General features: G+C 72.8%; 18 protein-coding genes. 2 read left to right on the forward strand and 16 right to left on the reverse strand.

The genetic code is table 11. The features are described from left to right. Window positions 1-9: 9 nt before the first annotated feature. The 12 genes from scpB to NHL53_RS13060 form a co-directional block, all read right to left on the reverse strand. The gene (gene scpB, locus NHL53_RS13005) at window positions 10-579 is read right to left on the reverse strand and encodes an SMC-Scp complex subunit ScpB (RefSeq protein WP_433777294.1); all 570 of its coding nucleotides are present in this window, start codon (window positions 577-579) and stop codon (window positions 10-12) included. Next, entirely contained in the window at window positions 569-1,405 is an 837-nt protein-coding gene (locus NHL53_RS13010) for a segregation and condensation protein A (RefSeq protein ID WP_433777295.1), read from the reverse strand. The genes scpB and NHL53_RS13010 overlap by 11 nt, the downstream gene beginning before the upstream one ends. Before the next feature lie 11 nt (window positions 1,406-1,416). Beyond that, window positions 1,417-2,295, reverse strand: coding sequence for a ParA family protein (locus NHL53_RS13015; RefSeq protein ID WP_433777297.1), 879 nt, complete (start codon window positions 2,293-2,295; stop codon window positions 1,417-1,419). An 83-nt stretch (window positions 2,296-2,378) separates the two neighbouring features. Further along, a complete protein-coding gene (locus NHL53_RS13020; RefSeq protein WP_433777298.1) occupies window positions 2,379-3,722 on the reverse strand; it encodes an ABC transporter permease in 1,344 nt (447 codons plus the stop codon). Beyond that, on the reverse strand, window positions 3,719-4,396 hold the full coding sequence (locus NHL53_RS13025) for an ABC transporter ATP-binding protein (RefSeq protein ID WP_433777299.1): 678 nt from the start codon (window positions 4,394-4,396) through the stop codon (window positions 3,719-3,721). Before NHL53_RS13025 ends, NHL53_RS13020 begins: the two co-directional genes overlap by 4 nt. Next, window positions 4,393-6,018, reverse strand: a complete 1,626-nt coding sequence (locus NHL53_RS13030) for a hypothetical protein (protein ID WP_433777300.1) — start codon at window positions 6,016-6,018, stop codon at window positions 4,393-4,395. Before NHL53_RS13030 ends, NHL53_RS13025 begins: the two co-directional genes overlap by 4 nt. Before the next feature lie 6 nt (window positions 6,019-6,024). Beyond that, the gene (locus NHL53_RS13035) at window positions 6,025-7,083 is read right to left on the reverse strand and encodes a hypothetical protein (protein WP_433777301.1); all 1,059 of its coding nucleotides are present in this window, start codon (window positions 7,081-7,083) and stop codon (window positions 6,025-6,027) included. A gap of 121 nt (window positions 7,084-7,204) precedes the next feature. After that, on the reverse strand, window positions 7,205-8,107 hold the full coding sequence (gene xerD, locus NHL53_RS13040) for a site-specific tyrosine recombinase XerD (RefSeq protein WP_433777302.1): 903 nt from the start codon (window positions 8,105-8,107) through the stop codon (window positions 7,205-7,207). A gap of 1 nt (window position 8,108) precedes the next feature. Further along, complete coding sequence (locus NHL53_RS13045) at window positions 8,109-8,681, reverse strand: NUDIX domain-containing protein (RefSeq protein WP_433777304.1); 573 nt, start codon at window positions 8,679-8,681, stop codon at window positions 8,109-8,111. Continuing rightward, entirely contained in the window at window positions 8,678-10,363 is a 1,686-nt protein-coding gene (locus tag NHL53_RS13050; RefSeq protein ID WP_433777305.1) for a CTP synthase, read from the reverse strand. Before NHL53_RS13050 ends, NHL53_RS13045 begins: the two co-directional genes overlap by 4 nt. 115 nt (window positions 10,364-10,478) lie before the next feature. Continuing rightward, the gene (recN, locus tag NHL53_RS13055; RefSeq protein WP_433777306.1) at window positions 10,479-12,167 is read right to left on the reverse strand and encodes a DNA repair protein RecN; all 1,689 of its coding nucleotides are present in this window, start codon (window positions 12,165-12,167) and stop codon (window positions 10,479-10,481) included. Continuing rightward, window positions 12,164-13,156: an NAD kinase gene (locus NHL53_RS13060; RefSeq protein WP_433777307.1), complete on the reverse strand. Its 993-nt coding sequence runs from the start codon at window positions 13,154-13,156 to the stop codon at window positions 12,164-12,166. The genes recN and NHL53_RS13060 overlap by 4 nt, the downstream gene beginning before the upstream one ends. 117 nt (window positions 13,157-13,273) lie before the next feature. Between NHL53_RS13060 and NHL53_RS13065 the strand changes: the two genes are divergently transcribed. Then, window positions 13,274-14,089 carry an ion transporter gene (locus NHL53_RS13065; protein WP_433777308.1) on the forward strand — a complete coding sequence of 272 codons (816 nt, stop codon included), beginning with the start codon at window positions 13,274-13,276 and terminating at the stop codon, window positions 14,087-14,089. Between the two features lie 6 nt (window positions 14,090-14,095). On the opposite strand, the gene NHL53_RS13070 is transcribed toward NHL53_RS13065, so the two are convergent. The 4 genes from NHL53_RS13070 to NHL53_RS13085 are packed head-to-tail and all read right to left on the reverse strand — an operon-like array spanning window position 14,096 to window position 17,142. Further along, on the reverse strand, window positions 14,096-14,890 hold the full coding sequence (locus tag NHL53_RS13070) for a TlyA family RNA methyltransferase (RefSeq protein WP_433777309.1): 795 nt from the start codon (window positions 14,888-14,890) through the stop codon (window positions 14,096-14,098). Further along, window positions 14,887-15,039 carry a hypothetical protein gene (locus NHL53_RS13075; protein ID WP_433777310.1) on the reverse strand — a complete coding sequence of 51 codons (153 nt, stop codon included), beginning with the start codon at window positions 15,037-15,039 and terminating at the stop codon, window positions 14,887-14,889. Before NHL53_RS13075 ends, NHL53_RS13070 begins: the two co-directional genes overlap by 4 nt. 16 nt (window positions 15,040-15,055) lie before the next feature. After that, a complete protein-coding gene (locus NHL53_RS13080; protein ID WP_433777315.1) occupies window positions 15,056-16,099 on the reverse strand; it encodes an HAD-IIA family hydrolase in 1,044 nt (347 codons plus the stop codon). Between the two features lie 8 nt (window positions 16,100-16,107). Continuing rightward, window positions 16,108-17,142: a hypothetical protein gene (locus NHL53_RS13085; protein WP_433777311.1), complete on the reverse strand. Its 1,035-nt coding sequence runs from the start codon at window positions 17,140-17,142 to the stop codon at window positions 16,108-16,110. Here NHL53_RS13085 and NHL53_RS13090 point away from each other — a divergent pair. Then, window positions 17,101-18,243 (forward strand): hypothetical protein, encoded by a 1,143-nt coding sequence (locus NHL53_RS13090; RefSeq protein WP_433777312.1) that lies wholly within the window; start codon window positions 17,101-17,103, stop codon window positions 18,241-18,243. The genes NHL53_RS13085 and NHL53_RS13090 overlap by 42 nt on opposite strands. Window positions 18,244-18,485 lie beyond the last annotated feature (242 nt).

The raw sequence follows: 18,485 nt of genomic DNA on the forward strand, positions 1-18,485 counted from the left end.
GGAGCGCGCTCAGATCCCCTCGAGGTCGTCGAAGCCGTCCGCGCCGTCGTCCAGCAGGGGCGAGATCGGCGGCAGCTCGTCGATGTGGTTGATGCCGAGCTTCTCGAGCAGCAGCGGGGTCGTCCCGTAGTGCATGGCGCCCGTCTCGGCGTCGGCGTGCGTCTCCGTGATGAGGCCGCGCCCCAGCAGCGTGCGCACGACGGAGTCGACGTTCACCGCGCGGATCTGCGCCACCTGCGAGCGCGTCACGGGCTGCTTGTAGGCGATGACCGCGAGCGTCTCGAGCGCCGCCTGCGACAGCCGCGTCGGCGCCTGGCTGCCCACGTACTCGGCGATGAGGGGATCCAGCTCCTCCCGCACGTACACGCGCCACCCGCCCGCGACCTCCCGCAGCTCGAAACCGCGCTCGGGGCCGGCCCCCTCGCCGTTCCAGTCGGCGGCGAGCGCGGCGAGCGCCTCGCGCACGCGGGCGACGGGCGCGCCGACCGCGGTCGCGAGGCTCACGACGCCCATGGGCTCGTCGGCGACGATGAGCACCGCCTCGAGCCGCTTCTCCAGCTGCCTCGGGTCATCGGTCATATTCGTCTCCCAGCGCGGCGAGGCTCTCGTCGGACCAGCTCTCGGCGACCCAGCGCACCGTCAGCTCGCCGAGCGGCTCGAGCTGCTCGAACGTCACGGCGGCGTGACGGTACAGCTCGAGGATGGACAGGAAGCGCGCCACGACGACGCCCGGGCCGTCGGCGCCCGCGACGAGCTCGCGGAACGTCGCGGTGCCCGAGCCGCGCAGCGAGGAGACCACGATCGCGGCCTGCTCGCGGATCGACACCAGAGGGGCGTGCAGGTGCTCGAGGCCGACCGTGGGGATCTCGCGCGGCGCGAACGCCAGCTCGGCGAGCGCCGCGAAGTCCTGCGGCGTGAGCGTCCAGCGCAGCTCGGGCGTGCGCGCCCGATGCCTCTCGTCGAGGGGGACGCTGCGGGTGTGCCTGGTCGCCTCGCGCGTGAGGCGCTCGGCGAACCAGCCCGACACCTCCTTGAAGGCGCGGTACTGCAGGAGGCGCGCGAACAGCAGATCCCTCGCCTCGAGCAGCGCGACGGCCTCCGCGTCGACGAGCTCTCCCTGCGGGAGGAGCCCGGCGACCTTCATGTCGAGCAGCGTGGCGGCCACGACGAGGAACTGACTCGCCTGATCGAGCTCCTCCGGCCCGTCCAGGTCGCGCAGATACGAGAGGAACTCGTCGGTGACGGCCGACAACGCGACCTCGGTGACGTCGAGCTCGCGCTTCGTGATGAGGCTCAGCAGCAGGTCGAAGGGGCCGTCGAAGCCCTCGAGCGAGACGCGGAACCCGCTCTCGTCGCCCCGAGGGCCCTCGGCGCCGGCCGGGTCGACCGCCTCCTGCGCGGCCACGGCGGGCTCGCTCAGGCGACCGCGCCGCGGTCGACGAGCTCGCGGGCGAACCGCAGGTACGCCTGGGCGGCAGGGTGATCCGGCGCGTACTCGATGATGGGCACCCCGGACACGGAGGCGTCGGGGAACTTCACGGTGCGGCCGATGACCGTCTCGAACACCCTGTCGCCGAAGGTCTCGACGATGCGCTCGAGCACCTCGCGCGAGTGCAGGGTGCGCGGGTCGTACATCGTCGCGAGCAGGCCGTCGAGCTCGAGCGACGGGTTCAGTCGGTCCTGCACCTTCTCGATCGTCTCGATCAGCAGGGCGACGCCGCGCAGGGCGAAGAACTCGCACTCGAGCGGGATGAGCACGCCGTGCGCGGCCGTGAGGGCGTTGACGGTGAGCAGACCGAGCGACGGCTGGCAGTCGATGAGGATGACGTCGTACTCGTCCTTGACGCCGCGCAGCACGCGGGCGAGTGTCATCTCGCGCGCGACCTCGTTCACGAGGTGCACCTCGGCGGCAGACAGGTCGATGTTGGCGGGCATCACGTCGAGCCCCGGCACGTCGCTCTCGACGATGACCTCGTGCGGATCGCGCTTCGGCTCGAGCATGAGGTCGTAGATCGTCGGCACGTCGTGCGTCTGGATGCCGAGACCGGCCGACAGAGCGCCCTGCGGGTCGAAGTCGACCGCGAGCACGCGACGGCCGTACTCCGCGAGCGACGCGGCGAGGTTGATGCTCGTCGTCGTCTTCCCGACGCCGCCCTTCTGGTTGCACAGCGCGATGATCCGCGCCGGCCCGTGACGGTCGAGCTTCGCGGGGGTCGGGAACCCCCGGTAGGGGCGACCTGTGGGGCCGAGGATGACGTCGTCGCTCTTCGTCGGCTTGTTCTGGGGCTTCGCCACCGATGATCCTCCTGACACGCTCGGTCGATTGTATCCGTCTCGTTATCCGCGAGGCGCGGAGGATCGCCGGAAGCCGCGGATCGTCATTCTCCGCGCAGCGCGCTGACGGGCTCGATGCGGGCGGCGCGCCGAGCCGGGTACCAGCCCGACACCCAGCCGATGAGGGCGCCGACCACGATCCCCGCGACCGCGACGAGGGGATCCACGACGGCCGTCCACTGCTGGACGGCGGAGATCCCCACCACCGCGAGCGTGCCCAGCGCCGCGCCGATGAGTCCGCCGAGCAGCCCGATGATGATCGACTCGACCGTGAACTGGGCGGAGATCTGGCGGCGCGTCGCGCCGAGGGCCCGGCGCAGCCCGATCTCCCCCGTGCGCTCCGACACCGACAGCAGGGTCACGTTCGCGATCCCCAGCCCGCCGGCGAGCAGCGACACCGCGCCCACGATGAGGAACAGCACGTTCACGTCGGACTGCACGGCCGACCCCAGCTCGGACCCCGCGGACGGCGCGCGCACCTCGAGCGTGTCGGGGTGCTCGGTGGCGAGGGCGAGCGGCGCCTGATCGGCGATCTGCGGCCCGGCTCCCACGCGGATGTGCGCGATCGCCTCCTGGGGCACCGCGAGGCCGAAGTCGCCGCGCGCGGCCCCGGAGGGGATGATGACGTGGTCGCGCAGCTCGCCGCGGGTCTGCGTGTCTCCCAGGATCCCGATCACCGCGTACGCGGTGCCGTCGATGAAGATCGACGGCTGGCTGTCCACCCGGGTGATGTTGAGGCGCGAGGCGGCGCGCTCCCCCAGGACCGCCACGCGGTCGCCGCGCTCGTCGTGCCCCTCGTCGAACATCCTCCCCGTGAGGAGCTCGCCGCGCACGACGTCGACGAGGCCCGCGGAGGCCGCGGTGATGGGCGGGGGCGCGGAGGCGGCCTCGGAGGGGTCGTTGAGCGGGACCGAGGCGACCTGCCCGTTCTCGCCGAGGGCGACCTCGGAGATGAGGGCAGCGTCGTCGACGCCCGCGAGCCGCTCGAGGCGCTCCGGGGCGTCCCACGGGATCCGACCGAGCGCCCCCGTTCCGCCGTCCTGCCCCGTCTTGGTCGTCTTCGGGGTGACCGACACCTGCGTGGAGGCGGCCGCGTTGAACTGGCTCGTGATCTGCGCCGAAGCCGTCTGCGCGAAGCCGATGGTCGCGACGAGCGAGCCGATGCCGAGCACCGTGCCGAGGATCGTCATGACGAGGCGCCCCGGACGCGAGCCGATGTCGGCCGTCGCCTCCGCGACGAGGTCGCTCGCCGAGAACCGGTCCGCGCGCGCGACGGGCCGCAGCATGTCGGCGGCCGACGACGGCGCCTCGTCCGGGGCGGCGCGCCGCCTCCGTCGCAGTCGGCGCCAGAGTCCCGGCCGCTTCTCGACCTCCTGAGCGCCGCTCACGCCGCCTCGCTCAGGCGGCCGTCGGTGATCCGCACCGTGCGGGCGGCGCGGTCGGCGACGCCGACGTCGTGCGTGATGACGACGAGGGTGAGGCCGCCCGCGTGCAGGCTCTCGAACAGCTCCATGATCTCGCCCGACGTGCGCTGGTCGAGGCTGCCGGTGGGCTCGTCGGCCAGCAGCAGACGCGGGCCGCTCACGACCGCGCGGGCGACCGCCACGCGCTGCCGCTCGCCGCCGGAGAGGGTGCCGGGGAAGAAGGAGGCGCGGTGCCCGAGGCCGACGGCGTCGAGCGCCCGCACGGCGCGGTCCTCGCGCTCATCGCGCGGGACGCCGCTGTAGGTCATGGGCATGAGCACGTTGTCGAGCACGGTCCGGCGCGGCATGAGGTGGAACGACTGGAAGACGAATCCGATGAACTGCGCGCGCACAGCGGCGCGCTCGTCGTCCGTGAGGTCGCCCGTGCGCGCGCCGGCGAGCCGGTACTCGCCCACCGTGGGGGTGTCGAGGAGCCCGAGGATGTTGAGCATCGTGGACTTCCCCGATCCGCTCGGCCCGACGATCGAGACGTACTCGCCGGCCGCGATCTCGAGCGACACCGCCTTGAGCGCCTGCACCTCGGGCGATCCGGGGAAGGATCGCGTGACGTCGCGCAGCTCGACGAGGGGCGCCGTCACGAGCCCACCACCACGAGGTCGCCCTCCGACAGCTCGCCGTCCGCGGGCGTCACCTCGACGTATCCGTCGGCGGCGAGCCCCGTCTCGACGACGACGAGACGCGTGTCGGCGTCCTCTCCGTCGCGCGGATCGCCGTCGACGACCTCAACGCGGGACTCCCCGCCGGGACCGGCGGTCAGCGCCGCGTAGGGCACGGAGAGCACCTCGCCGTCCGTCGCGCCGACGGGAATGCTGATGCGCACGTTGGTGCCCTGCAGCTCGCGCATCTGCTCCGGTTCGAGCGGGGCGGGCTCGAAGTGCACGGTCGTGCGGCCCTCGTCGTCGCTCTTCGAGATGTCGGCGATCGTCGCCGTGTGCGTGCCGCCGTCCGGCAGGTCGAACGTCGCCTCGGCGCCGACCTCGAGCAGCGCGACGTCGCTCTCGGACGCGGTGCCCGACAGCTGCACGGTCGCACCCGAGACGGTCATCGCCGCCGCTTCGAGGCTCGAGCCCCGCTTGACGCCGATCGAGTCGACGCGTCGGGGCAGCTCCTCCAGGAACAGCACCTCGCTCGCCGGGAGATACGGCAGGGCCGCCTCCCGAGCGGCGGCGAGATCCTCGTTCGCCGTCTCGACGCCGCGCACGGCGCTGTCGAGCGCGGACTGCTCCGCGCCGGCGTCGCGGGGCGCGTCGAGCTCCTGCCGCTGCAGCTGCGCGACCGCGAGCTGGTCCCGCAGGTCGGCGGAGCCCTCCCCCGCACGCTCCGCCTCCTTGATCTGGCGCCAGATGCTCGCGATCTGGTTGTCCGCCTCGCGGACCTCCACGGCGGAGGGGCCTCGCTGCGCCTGATCGAGCGCGGTGCGCGCGTCGGCGACCATCTGCTCAGCCGTGCGCACCTCCTCCTCCGCGGCGCGCACGGCGTCGTCCGCGCCCTCCTCGGGCTCCGGGGCCGGGTAGCCGACCTCCGTGTAGAGGGCGCCGACGCCGTTCGCCGTCGCCGCGTCGAACACGTCGGATTCCGGGTCGCCGGCGTCGATGCCGACCGCGGCGAGCGCCTTCTTCAGCTGCACGACGTCGGGGCCTGCGACGCCCACGCGCAGATTGCGGTAGGCGGGCAGGTCTCCGGGCAGCACGATGACGGGCCGTCCCGTCACCTCGAGAGCGACGGAGAGCGCATCGAGCTCCGCCCCCTCCTCGGGCACCTGACCCGTCACGATCGCCGCCCCCTCGAAGGAGCTCGTGTCGAGCTGCACCTCCACGGCGTCGTCGTAGCCGACGTCTCCGCGCAGCGTGACGTCGTTGCTCAGCTCGCCGTATTCGACGGGCACCGTCACGAGGCCGGGCTCCGGCGCCCCCTCGCCGGCGGCGCGGTCGAGCGGCGAGACGACGAAGTGCCCGAGGGCGACGCCTCCCGCGAGGGCCACGACCGCGACGATGGCGGTGATCCACAGCGGACGGTTCGCCCGCAGCACGCGCCCCCACCCGCTCGGCGCCTTCCCGGCAGCCCCCTCCGCCGGAGCGGCGTCGTCGCGCGCAGCGAGCTCGGCCGTCTCGGCCTCCTCGTACACCCCGTCAGCGGGGACCAGGTCGATGACGTCCTCGACGTCGGCGCTCTCCTCGCGCCTCTTCCTCCTGCCGAGCACCGCGCGTCAGCCTGCCTGCTCCATCGCGGCGCGGAACGCCTCGAGCTCGGCCTCGTTGTCGGCGATGAACTGCTCCTCGAGAGCGAACTGGGCCTTCAGGCTCTCGTCGTTGTAGTCGGTCTCCTCGCGGCAGTCGAGGTCGGCGAGCGCCGTCTTGATCTCCTCCTCGCCCGCGGCCTCCCACTCGGGCGTGCCGCTCGGGTCGGTCTCCTCCAGGAGCCGCTCGTACTCGGCGATCTCCTCCTCGGTCGCCGTCTCCCAGTCGAGGTCGGCGCCGATCTCCTCCTGCTCCTCCCAGAACGCGTTCTGCTTCTCGTAGAACGCGTCGCTCGCCTCGACCTGCGTCCGGTAGCCAGGGAACCCGGCGTCGGCCATGCACGAGGCCCACGCGGCGTCGAGCTCGACCATCTGGTCGCTCGACTGCACCTGCTCGTACAGCTCGTTCATCTTGTCCATCAGGGGCTCGAACTCGTCGTAGACGGCGCTCGATCCGTAGACCTCGTCGGAGGCCGTGCCGTAGCAGCCGCGGTCGACGCTGTTGTAGTCGAAGTCCGGATCGTCGTAGGCCTCTTCCGGGACCTCCTCGCCCCAGAGCGTGCGCTCGTACGCCTCGCGCTCGGAGTCCGACAGCGCTTCGACGTAGTCCTGGTTCGGGTCGACGTACTCCTCGTACTCGCCCTCGTCGACGGGCTCGTCTCCGTTCTGGTCCATCCACGGGTCGTTGAAGATGCCGTACCCGTACTGCTCGACCCAGTCGCGGGAGTCGGGCTCCCACACGACGTCGTCGGATCCGCCGACCGAGACCTGCGCGGGGTTGGGGATGTACTCGAAGCCCTCGTCCTGCATGCAGGCGGCGACGGCGTCCTCGACCTCGCGCTCCTGCGCCTCGGCCTCCGCCTGCATCTCCTCCTCCGACTGCTCCGCGAGGTCGGCGGCGCCGAAGTACTCGCTGAGCGGGGAGTCCTCGTAGGTCAGCTCATCTCCTCCGCCCTGGCTGCAGGAGGCGAGCGTCGATGCGGCGAGCGCCGCGGCGGCGATGACGATGAGCGGGCGCTGGAGACGCATGTTCTTCCTTACTCGGTAAACATTTTCGTTTCCGACTATAGCGGGTCGCGCACCGCGCCTGTCCACCCCGATCCTGGCAGATTCCGGACCCCATCCACATCCCCCGATCGGGAGAGCCCCATCAGACGGCCCGAGGGTGCGCCGACTGATACATGTCGCGCAGCACGTCGGCCGTGACGTGGGTGTAGATCTGCGTCGTCGCGACCGAGGCGTGGCCGAGCAGCTCCTGCACGACGCGCACGTCGGCGCCGCCCTGCAGCAGGTGCGTCGCGAACGAGTGCCGCAGCGTGTGCGGAGAGACGTGCGCCGTGAGCCCCGCCGTCTCCGCCGCCCGCTGCAGCACGAGCCACGCGCTCTGGCGAGACAGCGGCGCGCCGCGCGCCCCGAGGAACAGGCGGGGCGTCGACGTCCCTCGGGAGGCGAGACCCGGCCGCACGCGGGTCAGGTAGGCGTCGACCGCGCCCTGCGCATACGACCCGACCGGCACGATCCGCTCCTTGGATCCCTTGCCGCGCAGCCGCAGCACGTCGCCCGCGGCCATGTCGTCGACGTCGAGGGAGACGACCTCGCTCACGCGGGCGCCCGTCGCGTACAGCAGCTCGAGCAGCGCGCGATCGCGGATCCCGATCGGCTCGTCGGGAGACGGCGCCTGCAGCAGGCGCTCGACCTGATCGATCGTGAGGGCCTTCGGCAGCCGCTGCGCCTGACGGGGCGGCGCGAGACGCGCCGTGGGATCCTCCGCGACGACGCCCTCGCGCGCGAGGAACCGGTGCAGCCCCCGCACCGACGACTGCAGGCGGGCGAGCGACGACGCGGCGGGCGGCGGATCCTGACGCGCCTGCTCGGCCGCGAAGTCCTCGACGAGCCGCGGCGTCACGTCCGCGACCTCGGCGACGTCCCGCTCCGCGAGCCACGCCGCGTAGCGGGCGAGGTCGCGACGATAGGCGGCGACCGTGTGGTCGCTCAGACCGCGCTCGATCGCGATGTGCCGCAGGTAGGCGTCGACCGCGCGCTCGAGACGCACGTCACGCCCCGGCGCGTCGCCGTTCGGCCGCCAGCATGATGCCGAGCACCATGGCCGCGTTGTGCACGCGCCCCTCCGTCACCGCGTGCACCGCCTCGTCGAGGGGAACCCAGGCGAGGCGGATGTCGGCCTCCTCGCCCTCGCGGGCGAAGGCCTCCGGGGTCGCCGAGAGCCCTGTCGCGAGGAAGATCCGGATCGTCTCGGTGCTCCCGCCGGGAGTGAGCGCGAACGTGCCGAGGTCGGCCCAGTGCTCGGCCTCGAGATCGGCCTCCTCCGCGAGCTCGCGCCGCGCGGCGTCGCGGGGATCCTCGCCCTCGACGTCGAGCAGGCCGGCCGGGATCTCCCAGTCGCGAGAGCGGATCGGGTGCCGGTACTGCTGGATCAGCAGGATCCGCCCGTCGTCGTCCATCGCGACGATCGCGACGGCGCCCGTGTGGTCGACGTAGTGGCGCACGAGCTCCTCGTCGCCGTACGCGAAGCGGTCCTCGCGCACGTCCCACACGTACCCCCGGTAGACGAGCTCCGACGACGAGACCTCGACGTCGAACGGCTCGTCGCGCAGATCGTTCGTCACTCGGCGACCTCGAACAGCTCGCTCGACCGGCGGCGCTCGAGGGCGGCGCCGACGAGCCCGCGGAACAGGGGGTGCGCCTCGGTCGGGCGCGAACGCAGCTCGGGGTGCGCCTGCGTGGCGATGTAGTACGGGTGCTGCTCGCGCGGCAGCTCGACGAACTCGACGAGGTCGAGCTCGGGGTTGATCCCCGAGAACGTCAGGCCCGCCTCCGCGATGCGGTCGCGGTAGCGGTTGTTCACCTCGTATCGGTGACGGTGGCGCTCCTGCACGGCGGTCGATCCGTAGACCTCTGCGGCGAGCGACCCCTCGGCGAGCGCCGCCGGGTACAGGCCGAGGCGCATCGTGCCGCCCAGGTCGCCGCCGTCGAGGATGTCGACCTGCTCGGCCATCGTCGCGATGACCGGGGCCTCGGTGTCGGGGTCGAACTCGCTCGACGAGGCGCCCTCGATGCCGGCGACGCTGCGCGCGTATTCGATGACCATGCACTGCAGGCCGAGGCACAGCCCGAGCGTGGGGATGCCCTGCTCGCGCGCGAAGCGCAGCGCGCCGAGCTTGCCCTCGATGCCGCGGATGCCGAACCCGCCCGGCACGCAGATGCCGTCGAGTTCCGCGAGCTGCTCCTTCGCGCCCTCCGGCGTCTCGCACAGGTCGGAGGCGATCCAGCGGATCGTGACCTTCGCGTCGTGCGCGAAGCCGCCCGCTTTGATGGCCTCGGTGACCGACAGGTACGCGTCGGGGAGGTCGATGTACTTGCCGACGAGGCCGATCGTGACCTCGTGCTTGGGGTGGTGCACGGCGTCGAGCACCTTCTGCCAGCGGCTCCAGTCGACCTCGTCCGAGGCCTTGTCGAGGCCGAGCTTGCGCACGATGTAGCTGTCGAGGCCCTGCGTGTTGAGCGTGGACGGGATGTCGTAGATGCTCGGCAGGTCGACGGTGTTGACGACGCCCTCGGCGTCGACGTCGCACATGAGCGCGATCTTGTTGAGGTTGCCCTCGGTCACGGGGCGGTCGCTGCGCAGCACGAGCGCGTCGGGCTGGATGCCGACCTGGCGCAGCGCCGCGACGGAGTGCTGGGTCGGCTTCGTCTTCTGCTCGCCCGAGGCGCCCATGAACGGCACGAGCGAGACGTGCACGAAGAACACGTTGTCGCGGCCCAGCTCGTGGCGGATCTGCCTGGCGGACTCGAGGAACGGCTGCGACTCGATGTCGCCGACCGTGCCTCCCACCTCGGTGATGATCACGTCGGGCTTGGGGTCGTCCTCCGCCTGCAGGCGCATGCGGCGCTTGATCTCGTCCGAGATGTGCGGGATGACCTGCACCGTGTCGCCGAGGTACTCGCCGCGACGCTCGCGGGCGATGACCTGCGAGTAGACCTGACCGGTCGTGACGTTCGCGGCGGCCGACAGGCTGATGTCGAGGAAGCGCTCGTAGTGGCCGATGTCGAGGTCGGTCTCGGCGCCGTCGTCGGTGACGAAGACCTCGCCGTGCTGGAACGGGTTCATCGTTCCCGGGTCGACGTTGAGGTACGGGTCGAGCTTCTGCATGACCACGTGCAGACCGCGGGCCGTCAGGAGGTTTCCGAGGCTGGCGGCCGTCAGGCCCTTCCCGAGCGAGGAGACGACACCGCCCGTCACGAAGATGTGCTTGGTGGTCTCGAGGCCGTCCGCGTCAGAAGTCTGCATCACGGGCTTTAATCCTAACGCTCATCGTGCGGTTCCGCCTGGGCGCGCCGCATCGGCGCACTGGGAATGGACTGTGACGACGAGCATAGGGCACGCGTCCCGCCTCGCCGAGGGATCAGGCCGCTCCCCCGAGCGCGAGCAGCTCGCGCGCGTGGGTGAGCGCCGCGTCGCTGTCGGCGAGCCCCGACAGCAGGCGCGCCATCTCGGCCTCGCGGTCGGCTCCCTCGAGCCGCGTGACGCTCGACGCGGTGATGGATCCGTCACTCGACTTCACGACGCTCAGGTGGTTGTTCGCGAACGCCGCGACCTGCGCGAGGTGCGTCACCGCGATCACCTGCGCGCTCTCAGCGAGCGTCGCGAGGCGGCGCCCCACCTCGATCGCGGCGGCGCCGCCGATGCCCGCGTCGACCTCGTCGAAGATGAAGGTGGGCACGGGGTCGGTCGCGGCGACGACGACCTCGATCGCCAGCATGACGCGGCTGAGCTCTCCCCCCGACGCGCCCTTCGCGACCGGCCGCGGCTCGGCGCCCGGGTGCGGGGCGAGGAGGAACGACACCTCGTCGCGCCCGTGCGCGGTCTCGGCGCCGGGCGAGACCTCGACGACGAGCCTCGCATCGGGCATGGCGAGGGCGTGCAGCTCGTCGGTCGCGGCGTCGCCCAGCCGCGCGGCGGCCGCCGTGCGCGCCGCGGTGAGGCGGGCGGCCTCCCGGTCGAGGTCGGCGCGCGCCGCGTCGCGCTCGCCGGCGAGGCGCTCGGCGCGCTCCCCGTCGTCGTCGAGCTCGGCGAGCCGGGCGGATCCCGTCTCGAGCAGCTCGATCGCCCGGTCGAGCGATCCGTGCTGGCGCACGAGCTGTCCGAGCGCGGCGCGCCGCTCCTCGACGACGGCGAGCTCCTGCGGCCCCTGCTCGTCGAGGTCGGCGAGGAACCCCGACAGCTCGACGGCGAGGTCCCCGGCGCGGTAGGTGAGGTCGGCGAGCTGCGTCGCGATGGCCTCCAGCGATGGATCCGTCACCCGGTCGAGGGCGCGCTTCGCGTCGGCGAGGATCGTCGAGACGTCGGGCTGCTCCTCCTCGCTCGACAGCGCCTCGCGCGCCAGGAGGGCGTTCGCCCGCAGCTCCTCGGCGTTGGCGAGCCGCTCGGCGCGCGCCGTCAGCTGCTCGTCCTCGCCCGGTTCGGGCGCGACCGCCTCGATCTCGGCGATCTGCGCCCGGAGGACCTCGGCCTCGGCCCGCCGGATGTCGCGGTCGTTCACGAGCCGGGTGAGCTCGCGGTCGAGCGCACCCCAGCGGTCGAACGCGTCACGATAGGCGGCGAGCGCGCCGGACGTCTCGTCGCCGCCGAAGCGGTCGAGGGCGTCGCGCTGCGCGGCCTGCGAGCGCAGGCGCAGCTGGTCGGTCTGGCCGTGCACGGCGACGAGGTGCTCCGCGAGATCCGAGAGCACGGCGGCGGGCGCCGCGCGTCCGCCCGCGCTCGCGCGGCTGCGGCCTCCGGACGCGATCGTGCGCGAGAGGTACAGCTCGCTCGTCGTCTCGTCGATCGGCTCGAGGTCTCCCCCGGCCTCGCGCACGCGATCGGCGACGCGCCCCTCGCTCGGCACGACCCAGATCCCCTCAGCCACGGCCTGCCTGGCGCCCGAGCGCACGGCGCCGCTGTCGGCCCGCTGCCCGGTGAGCAGGCCCAGCCCGGTGACGACCATGGTCTTGCCGGCGCCGGTCTCTCCGGTGATGGCCGTGAAGCCGGGCCCCATCGGCAGGGTCGCCTCGGCGATGACGCCCAGGTCGTGCAGTCGCATCTCCTCGATCACGAGGAACGCTCCTCTCCGTCGGTGTCGGCGTCGGCCGCCCGCGACGCGGGCGGGATGATGCTCACGGCGTCGGTCATGACGGTGCCCGTCGGTCCGCGCCAGCCGTGCACGGGAAGCTGGAACTTGCGCACGAGGCGGTCGGTGAAGGCGGCAGGGTGCAGCCGCGCGAGCCGCACCGGGTCGTCCGAGCGCCTGACGGACACGCGCGCGCCGGCGGGCAGCGGGTGCGAGCGTCGCCCGTCGCACCACAGCACGCCCTCGGCGCCGATGCCGTGCTGCAGCTCGACCGCGACGGCGTGCTCGGGGCCGACGACGAGCGGGCGCGCGAACAGCGCGTGCGCCGAGATCGGCACCACCGCGATCGCCTCCACGGTCGGCCAGATGACCGGCCCGCCGGCCGAGAAGCTGTAGGCGGTGGATCCCGTGGGCGTCGCGATCACGCATCCGTCGGCTCCGAAGGTCGACAGCGGGCGGCGATCGACCTCGATCACGAGCTCGATCATGCGATCGCGAGCCGCCTTCTCGATGGAGGCCTCGTTGAGCGCCCACGTCTCGTACACGACCTCGCCCGTGCGGTCGCGCACGCGCACGGCGAGGGCGAGGCGCTCCTCGACCTCGTAATCGCCGGCGAGCACGCGGTGCACAGCGTCGTCCATGTCGTCGCGCTCGATCTCCGCGAGGAAGCCGACGTGGCCCATGTTGATGCCGAGGACCGGGGCCGTGCCGCCGCGCACCAGCTCCGCGGCGCGGAGGATGGTGCCGTCGCCGCCCAGGACGATCGCGGCGTCGATCTCCGCGAGGGGGACGTCGTCGTGCAGCAGCGGCACGTCCTGCAGGGCGGGGACGATCGCCTGGAGCTCCTCGCGGTCGTCGGCCGAGAAGACGGGCGTCGCGCCCTGCTCGCGCACGATCGCGACGATGCGGGCGGCCGCCTCGACCGTGTCGTCGCGATACGCATGAGCGACGATCAGGATGCTGCGCGCGTTCATCGGCCCCCTCTGACGTCGGGCGTCGCCGCTGACACGGCGCCGCGTCTCCCATTCTGTCGGATCCTTCCGACGCTCGGCGTGCGCCAGGGCGTTTCGCGGTCGCTACTGTGGGTTCCCGTGACGAACAGCGCCTCCGCGACGGCCCCGGTCTCCCGCCCGCGCGCCGCCGTGCGCGTCCTCGTGGAGCGGGCGTGGTTCCGGCACTCGATCATCGGCCTGATCGTGTTCAACGCCGTCATCCTGGGTCTCGAGACCTACCCGGCGATCACGCGCGAGCACGGCGATCTCCTCGCGGTCGTCAACGGAGTCGTGGTCGCGGTGTTCGCGGTCGAGCTCGCGCTGCGCCTGTACGCCTTCGGGTGGCGGTTCTTCGCCGACGGCTGGAACGTGTTCGACTTCGTCGTCGTGGTCGCGGCGCTCATCCCCTCGGGATCGGCGAGCGCCGCGCTCCGCCTGCTGCGGCTGCTGCGCGTGTTCCGGCTGCTGTCGGTCGTCCGCTCGATGCGCGTCGTCGTCCGCGCGCTCGGGGCCGCGATGCCGGGTGTCCTGTCGATGGGCGGCCTGCTGCTCATGATCCTCTACGTGTTCGCGATCGCCTCCACGACCCTGTTCGCCTCCCTCGACCCCGAGAACTACGGCGATCTCGGGCGCACCTTCGCGTCGCTGTACCGGATCGTCATGGGCGACGGCTGGGGCGATGTCGTCGTGCCCCTCGCGACCGGGCATCCGTGGGTGTGGGCGTACTTCATCGTGTTCTCGCTCATCGGCGCGGTGGTGCTCCTCAACCTCTTCGTCGCGGTGGTCGTCGAGGCGATGAACCGCATCCAGACCGCGGAGCTGCAGCAGGAGGAGCAGAGCGACGCGCAGAGGATCCTGGACGAGCTGCGGGAGCTGCGTGCGCAGGTGGCGCGCCTCGAGACGCGGGGCGGCTGACGTCCGTCAGCCGGCGTGCGCGACGATCTCGCGCTCCCAGTCGGCCGGGTCCGCGCCCCGTCCGGGGGCGAGGTGCACGACGAGCTCGATGTTGCCGTGCGCGCCCGCGATGGGGCTCCCCGCGACGCCCAGCGTCCCGAACCCGACCTCGCGGGCGGCGCGCAAGACGCCGCGCACGGCCTCCGCGCGGGCGGTCGGATCGGTCACGATGCCCCCGCGGACGAGCGTGCGCCCGACCTCGAACTGGGGCTTCACGAGCAGGATCGCATCGGCGTCCGGGGGCGCGATCTCGGCGACCGCGGGGAGCACGTGCCGCAGCGAGATGAACGACAGGTCGCCGGTGATGAGCGAGGGGCGCTCGGAGACGCCCGTCGCCTCGGCGAGGGACTCGGTCGTCATGGAGCGCACGTTGTATCCCTCCACGACGCGCACACCGGGGTCGGCGGCGACGGACGGCGCGATCTGGCCGTGTCCGACGTCCACCGCGAGCACGGGATCCGCCCCGCGCTCGCGCAGCACCTGGGTGAACCCGCCGGTCGACGCGCCCATGTCGAGCGCCACGCGTCCGGAGACGGACACGGGGAAGGCGTCGAGCGCGGCGATCAGCTTGCGAGCGGCGCGGCTGACGTAGGGGTCGTCGTCGTGCACGACGAGGTCGCTCGTCTCCCCCACCCGCAGGGACGCGCGACGCGCCGGGACGCCGTCGACGACGACCTTCCCGGCCGCGATGAGCCGCGCCGCATGGGTCCGCGAGCGCGCGAGGCCGCGCGCCGCGAGAGCGGCGTCGAGACGCTCGCTCACGACGCGTCGTCCCCGGGGACCTCGTCGAGGCGCGTCGTCAGGTCCTCGAGCAGCTCCTGGTAGGCGTCGGCGCGCTCGGCGAGCGGTCGCTCCTCGATCGCGCGCAGACGGGATCCGACGCCCGTCGTGGTCGCCTCGTCGTCGCTCATGGGCTCAGGATAGGCGTCAGGGGCGGTGGAACGGGTCGTGGTAGAGGCGCTCAGGAACGCGGAACCCGAAGATCTGCCGCCCGGTCGCCCAGATCGCGTGCGCTCCGGCACGGAGCAGGTCGAGGTCGTCGTCGCCCTCCGAGAGGATCTCGACGTCGATGCCGTTCTCGGCGATGCGCACGGAGGCGTCGCGCACGACCGTCGCGTCGCCCCGGCGGCGCACGGCGGGGTACGGCTCGAACAGATCGCGCAGGTCGCCGAGGATGTAGGTGGGGCGCGCGTGCTCCGGCGCGGCGAGCACGTGCTTGGGCCGGTCGATGCCGGTGAGCACGAGAGCCGAGTCGATGTCGGCCGCCTGTGCTCCCTGGATGTCGGTGTCGAGGCGGTCGCCGAGGAACAGCGGCTTCGTCGCCCCGAAGCGCTGCACGGCCGAGTGGAAGATCGGGGCCTGGGGCTTGCCGGCGACGGTCGCGAGGCGTCCGACGGCCGTGTGCACGGCGGACACGAGCGTGCCGTTGCCGGGCGCGACCCCGTGCTCGCGGGGGATCGTCCAGTCGGTGTTCGTCGCGATCCAGGGGATCCCGCCCTCGTCCTCCGGGGTCTGCAGCGCGAAGGCCGCCTCGGCGAGGTCGGTCCACGCGACGTCCGGGTTGAAGCCCTGCACGACGGCGGCGGGAGAGTCCTGCGAGCTGCGGGTGACGACGTACCCGGCCTTCTCGAGCTCGACCACGAGGCCCTCGCCGCCGACGACGAGGATCGTCGATCCGGGAGCGACCTTCTCCGCCAGCAGGCGCACGGCGGCCTGCGGGCTGGTCACCACGTCGTCGGGCGCCACGTCGAGGCCGAGATCCGAGAGGTGGCCGGCCACCGTCCGGTCGGTCCGCGACGCGTTGTTCGTGATGTACCCGAGTCGGCGGCCCTCCGCCTGCGCGCGGTTGAGGCTCTCGATGGCGTGAGGGATCGGGCCCGGCCCGGCGTACACGATGCCGTCGAGGTCGGCCAGCAGCACGTCGACGCCGTCGAGCGGCGCGGGTCCGGTCTTCTTCGCGAACAGCGGCATGTCGCGGCTCATCCCTCCTGGTCGGCGGCGGAGCCCGCCGCGTCGTCGTCCGCGATGCCCGCCTCGGCGAGGATCGCCGTGACCTCGTCCTCGATCGTCTGGTCGTCGACCGGCTCGAGCTCGTCGTCGGACGGGGCGTCCTCGCGCGCCGACGTGCTCGACTCATCCCGAGCGGCCTCCGCGTATGCGACGGGGCGGATCGGGGCGTGCTCGTCGTCCGCTCGCGCGGCGGCCGGCGTCTCCGCGCCAGCGTCCTCCGGCGTCTCCTCCGAGGGCGCCTCGACAGGAGCCGCGCCCGCGGGCTCGTCCCGCCGCGCGGCGGCCGGCACCGACGTGGCCGCGGACACGTCGACGCTCGCGTCCGGGTCTGCGGCGCTCTGCGCGGACGCGTCCTCCTCGGACGGGTCCCCCCGCCCGTCGACGACGTCGCCCTCCGTCTCGTGCGCGTCGCGCGAGACGGAGGCGTCCTCCGGCTCGTCGCTCGCGAACGCGATCTCCTCGACGAGGATCGTGTCGTCCTCCGCCAGCTTCTCGGCGATGACGGCGTCGGCGATCTCCGCGCGACGCGCCCACTCGGCCGCCTCGTCGCCGCGTCCGAGGTCCTCGAGCACCAGCGCGCGGGCGGCGAACAGCCCCGCGCTCCACTCGTAGGCGCGGTCGGGGTCGAGCTCGGGGATGTCGAGCTCGTGCAGGGCGAGCTCCGTCTGCCCGAGGTCGAGGCGCGCGCCCGACATCGCGATGGCGAGCTCGACGCGCTGGGCGACGGGGAGCGCGTCGCGATCCGCGCCGCGGCCCTCCTCGAGCGCCTTCTCGGGACGCCCGATGCCGCGCTCGCTGTCGACGATCATCGCCACGTGGTCGTTGCGTCCCGTGATCCTGCGGTAGGTGCGCAGCTCGCGCAGCGCGAGCGCGAAGTCGCCGATCGCGTACGCCGTGACGGCGAGCGTCTCCCGCGCCACCGCGACGCGCCCAGCGTGCCGCATCGCGGCGAGGGCGTGCTCGTGTGCGAGCTGCGGGTCGTCGTCGATGACCTGACCGGCCATCGCGAGATGCCGCGCGACGCGCTCGGCGTTCTCGGCGCTGAGCGTCTTCAGCTCGTTGCGCGCGGAGGGCGCGAGGTCCTTCGGCGTGATCTCGTCGGGCAGCAGCGGATCCGGCGTGCGCTGCTCCTGCGGCGGACGCGAGCCGCGGTCGTCCCGACGGGGTCCGTCGTCAAAGCGGCGGTCGTCGTACCGGCCTCCCTGTCGAGGGCGGTCCCGGTCGAACCGGCGGTCCCCACCGCGGTCGTCACGACGCGGACGGTCGTCATACCGACGCTCGCCGTCGCGCTGCGGGCGGTCGCCCGGGCGCTCGCGCTGCCGACGGTCGTCGGAGCGACGCTCTCCCCCGCGGTCGTCGCGGCGCGGGCGGTCGTCGTATCGCCGTCCGCCGTCGCGCTGCGAGCGGTCGCCCGAACGGTCGTTATACCGACGGTCGTCGGAGCGGCGGTCTCCGCCGCGGTCATCACGGCGCGGACGGTCGTCATACCGACGCTCGCCGTCGCGCTGCGGGCGGTCGCTCTGCCGACGATCGTCGTAGCGCCGCTCTCCTCCGCGGTTCTCCCCGCGGGAGCGATCTCCGAACCGGCGGTCCCCGCCTCGGTCGTCGCGGCGCGGGCGGTCGTCGTATCGCCGTCCACCGTCGCGCTGCGGGCGGTCACCCGGGCGGTCATTCTGCCAACGGTCGTCGTAGCGGCGGTCTCCCCCGCGGTCATCCCGACGCGGACGGTCCTCATACCGACGCCCGCCGTCGCGCTGCGGACGATCGCCGAAGCGCCGATCCCCGCCCCGATCGTCGCGCCGGCTGCCCCCGCGCGGAGCCGAGGAAGAGTATCGACGATCCCCGTCTCGGTCATCACGGCGGGGGCGGTCATCGTACCGGCGCCCGCCGTCGCGCTGCGGACGATCGCCATACCGCCGTTCTCCCCCGCGGTCATCACGGCGCGGACGGTCGCCGTACCGGCCTTCTCCGCCTCGATCGTCGCGACGGGGGCGATCGTCGTACCGACGTCCGCCATCGCGCTGCGGACGATCGCCGAAGCGCCGATGCCCGCCCCGGTCGTCGCGACGGGGGCGATCATCGTACCGACGCCCGCCCTCTCGTGAGGGGCGACCGGCGTCGGGGCGACGAGGGCCGTCCCGTCGATCGTCGCCGCGGAAGCCTCCGCGCGAACCATCACGACGCTCGTCGCGGGAGGAGGAAGAGGAGCGAGAGCCGCCGTCACCGTCTCGGCTCGGTCGGTTCTCGTTGCGGTCGCTGCGATCGTCGGCGGGCATATCCACTCCCCTATTGTGCCCGGCCGATCCTGAGACCGACCATGGCGATGTCTGTGCCCCGAGCATACGAA

Origin of the sequence: Microbacterium sp. gxy059 (genome assembly GCF_050958665.1) — a bacterium.
Classification (GTDB): Bacteria; Actinomycetota; Actinomycetes; order Actinomycetales; family Microbacteriaceae; genus Microbacterium.

Excerpts from the sequence above, each read along its gene's own strand:
- scpB (WP_433777294.1), bottom strand. The coding sequence starts at position 579 with ATGACCGATGACCCGAGGCAGCTGGAGAAGCGGCTCGAGGCGGTGCTC.
- NHL53_RS13035 (WP_433777301.1), bottom strand. The coding sequence starts at position 7,083 with ATGCGTCTCCAGCGCCCGCTCATCGTCATCGCCGCCGCGGCGCTCGCC.
- NHL53_RS13050 (WP_433777305.1), bottom strand. The coding sequence starts at position 10,363 with ATGCAGACTTCTGACGCGGACGGCCTCGAGACCACCAAGCACATCTTC.
- NHL53_RS13060 (WP_433777307.1), bottom strand. The coding sequence starts at position 13,156 with ATGAACGCGCGCAGCATCCTGATCGTCGCTCATGCGTATCGCGACGAC.
- NHL53_RS13075 (WP_433777310.1), bottom strand. The coding sequence starts at position 15,039 with ATGAGCGACGACGAGGCGACCACGACGGGCGTCGGATCCCGTCTGCGC.
- NHL53_RS13080 (WP_433777315.1), bottom strand. The coding sequence starts at position 16,099 with ATGCCGCTGTTCGCGAAGAAGACCGGACCCGCGCCGCTCGACGGCGTC.
- NHL53_RS13085 (WP_433777311.1), bottom strand. The coding sequence starts at position 17,142 with ATGGCCGGTCAGGTCATCGACGACGACCCGCAGCTCGCACACGAGCAC.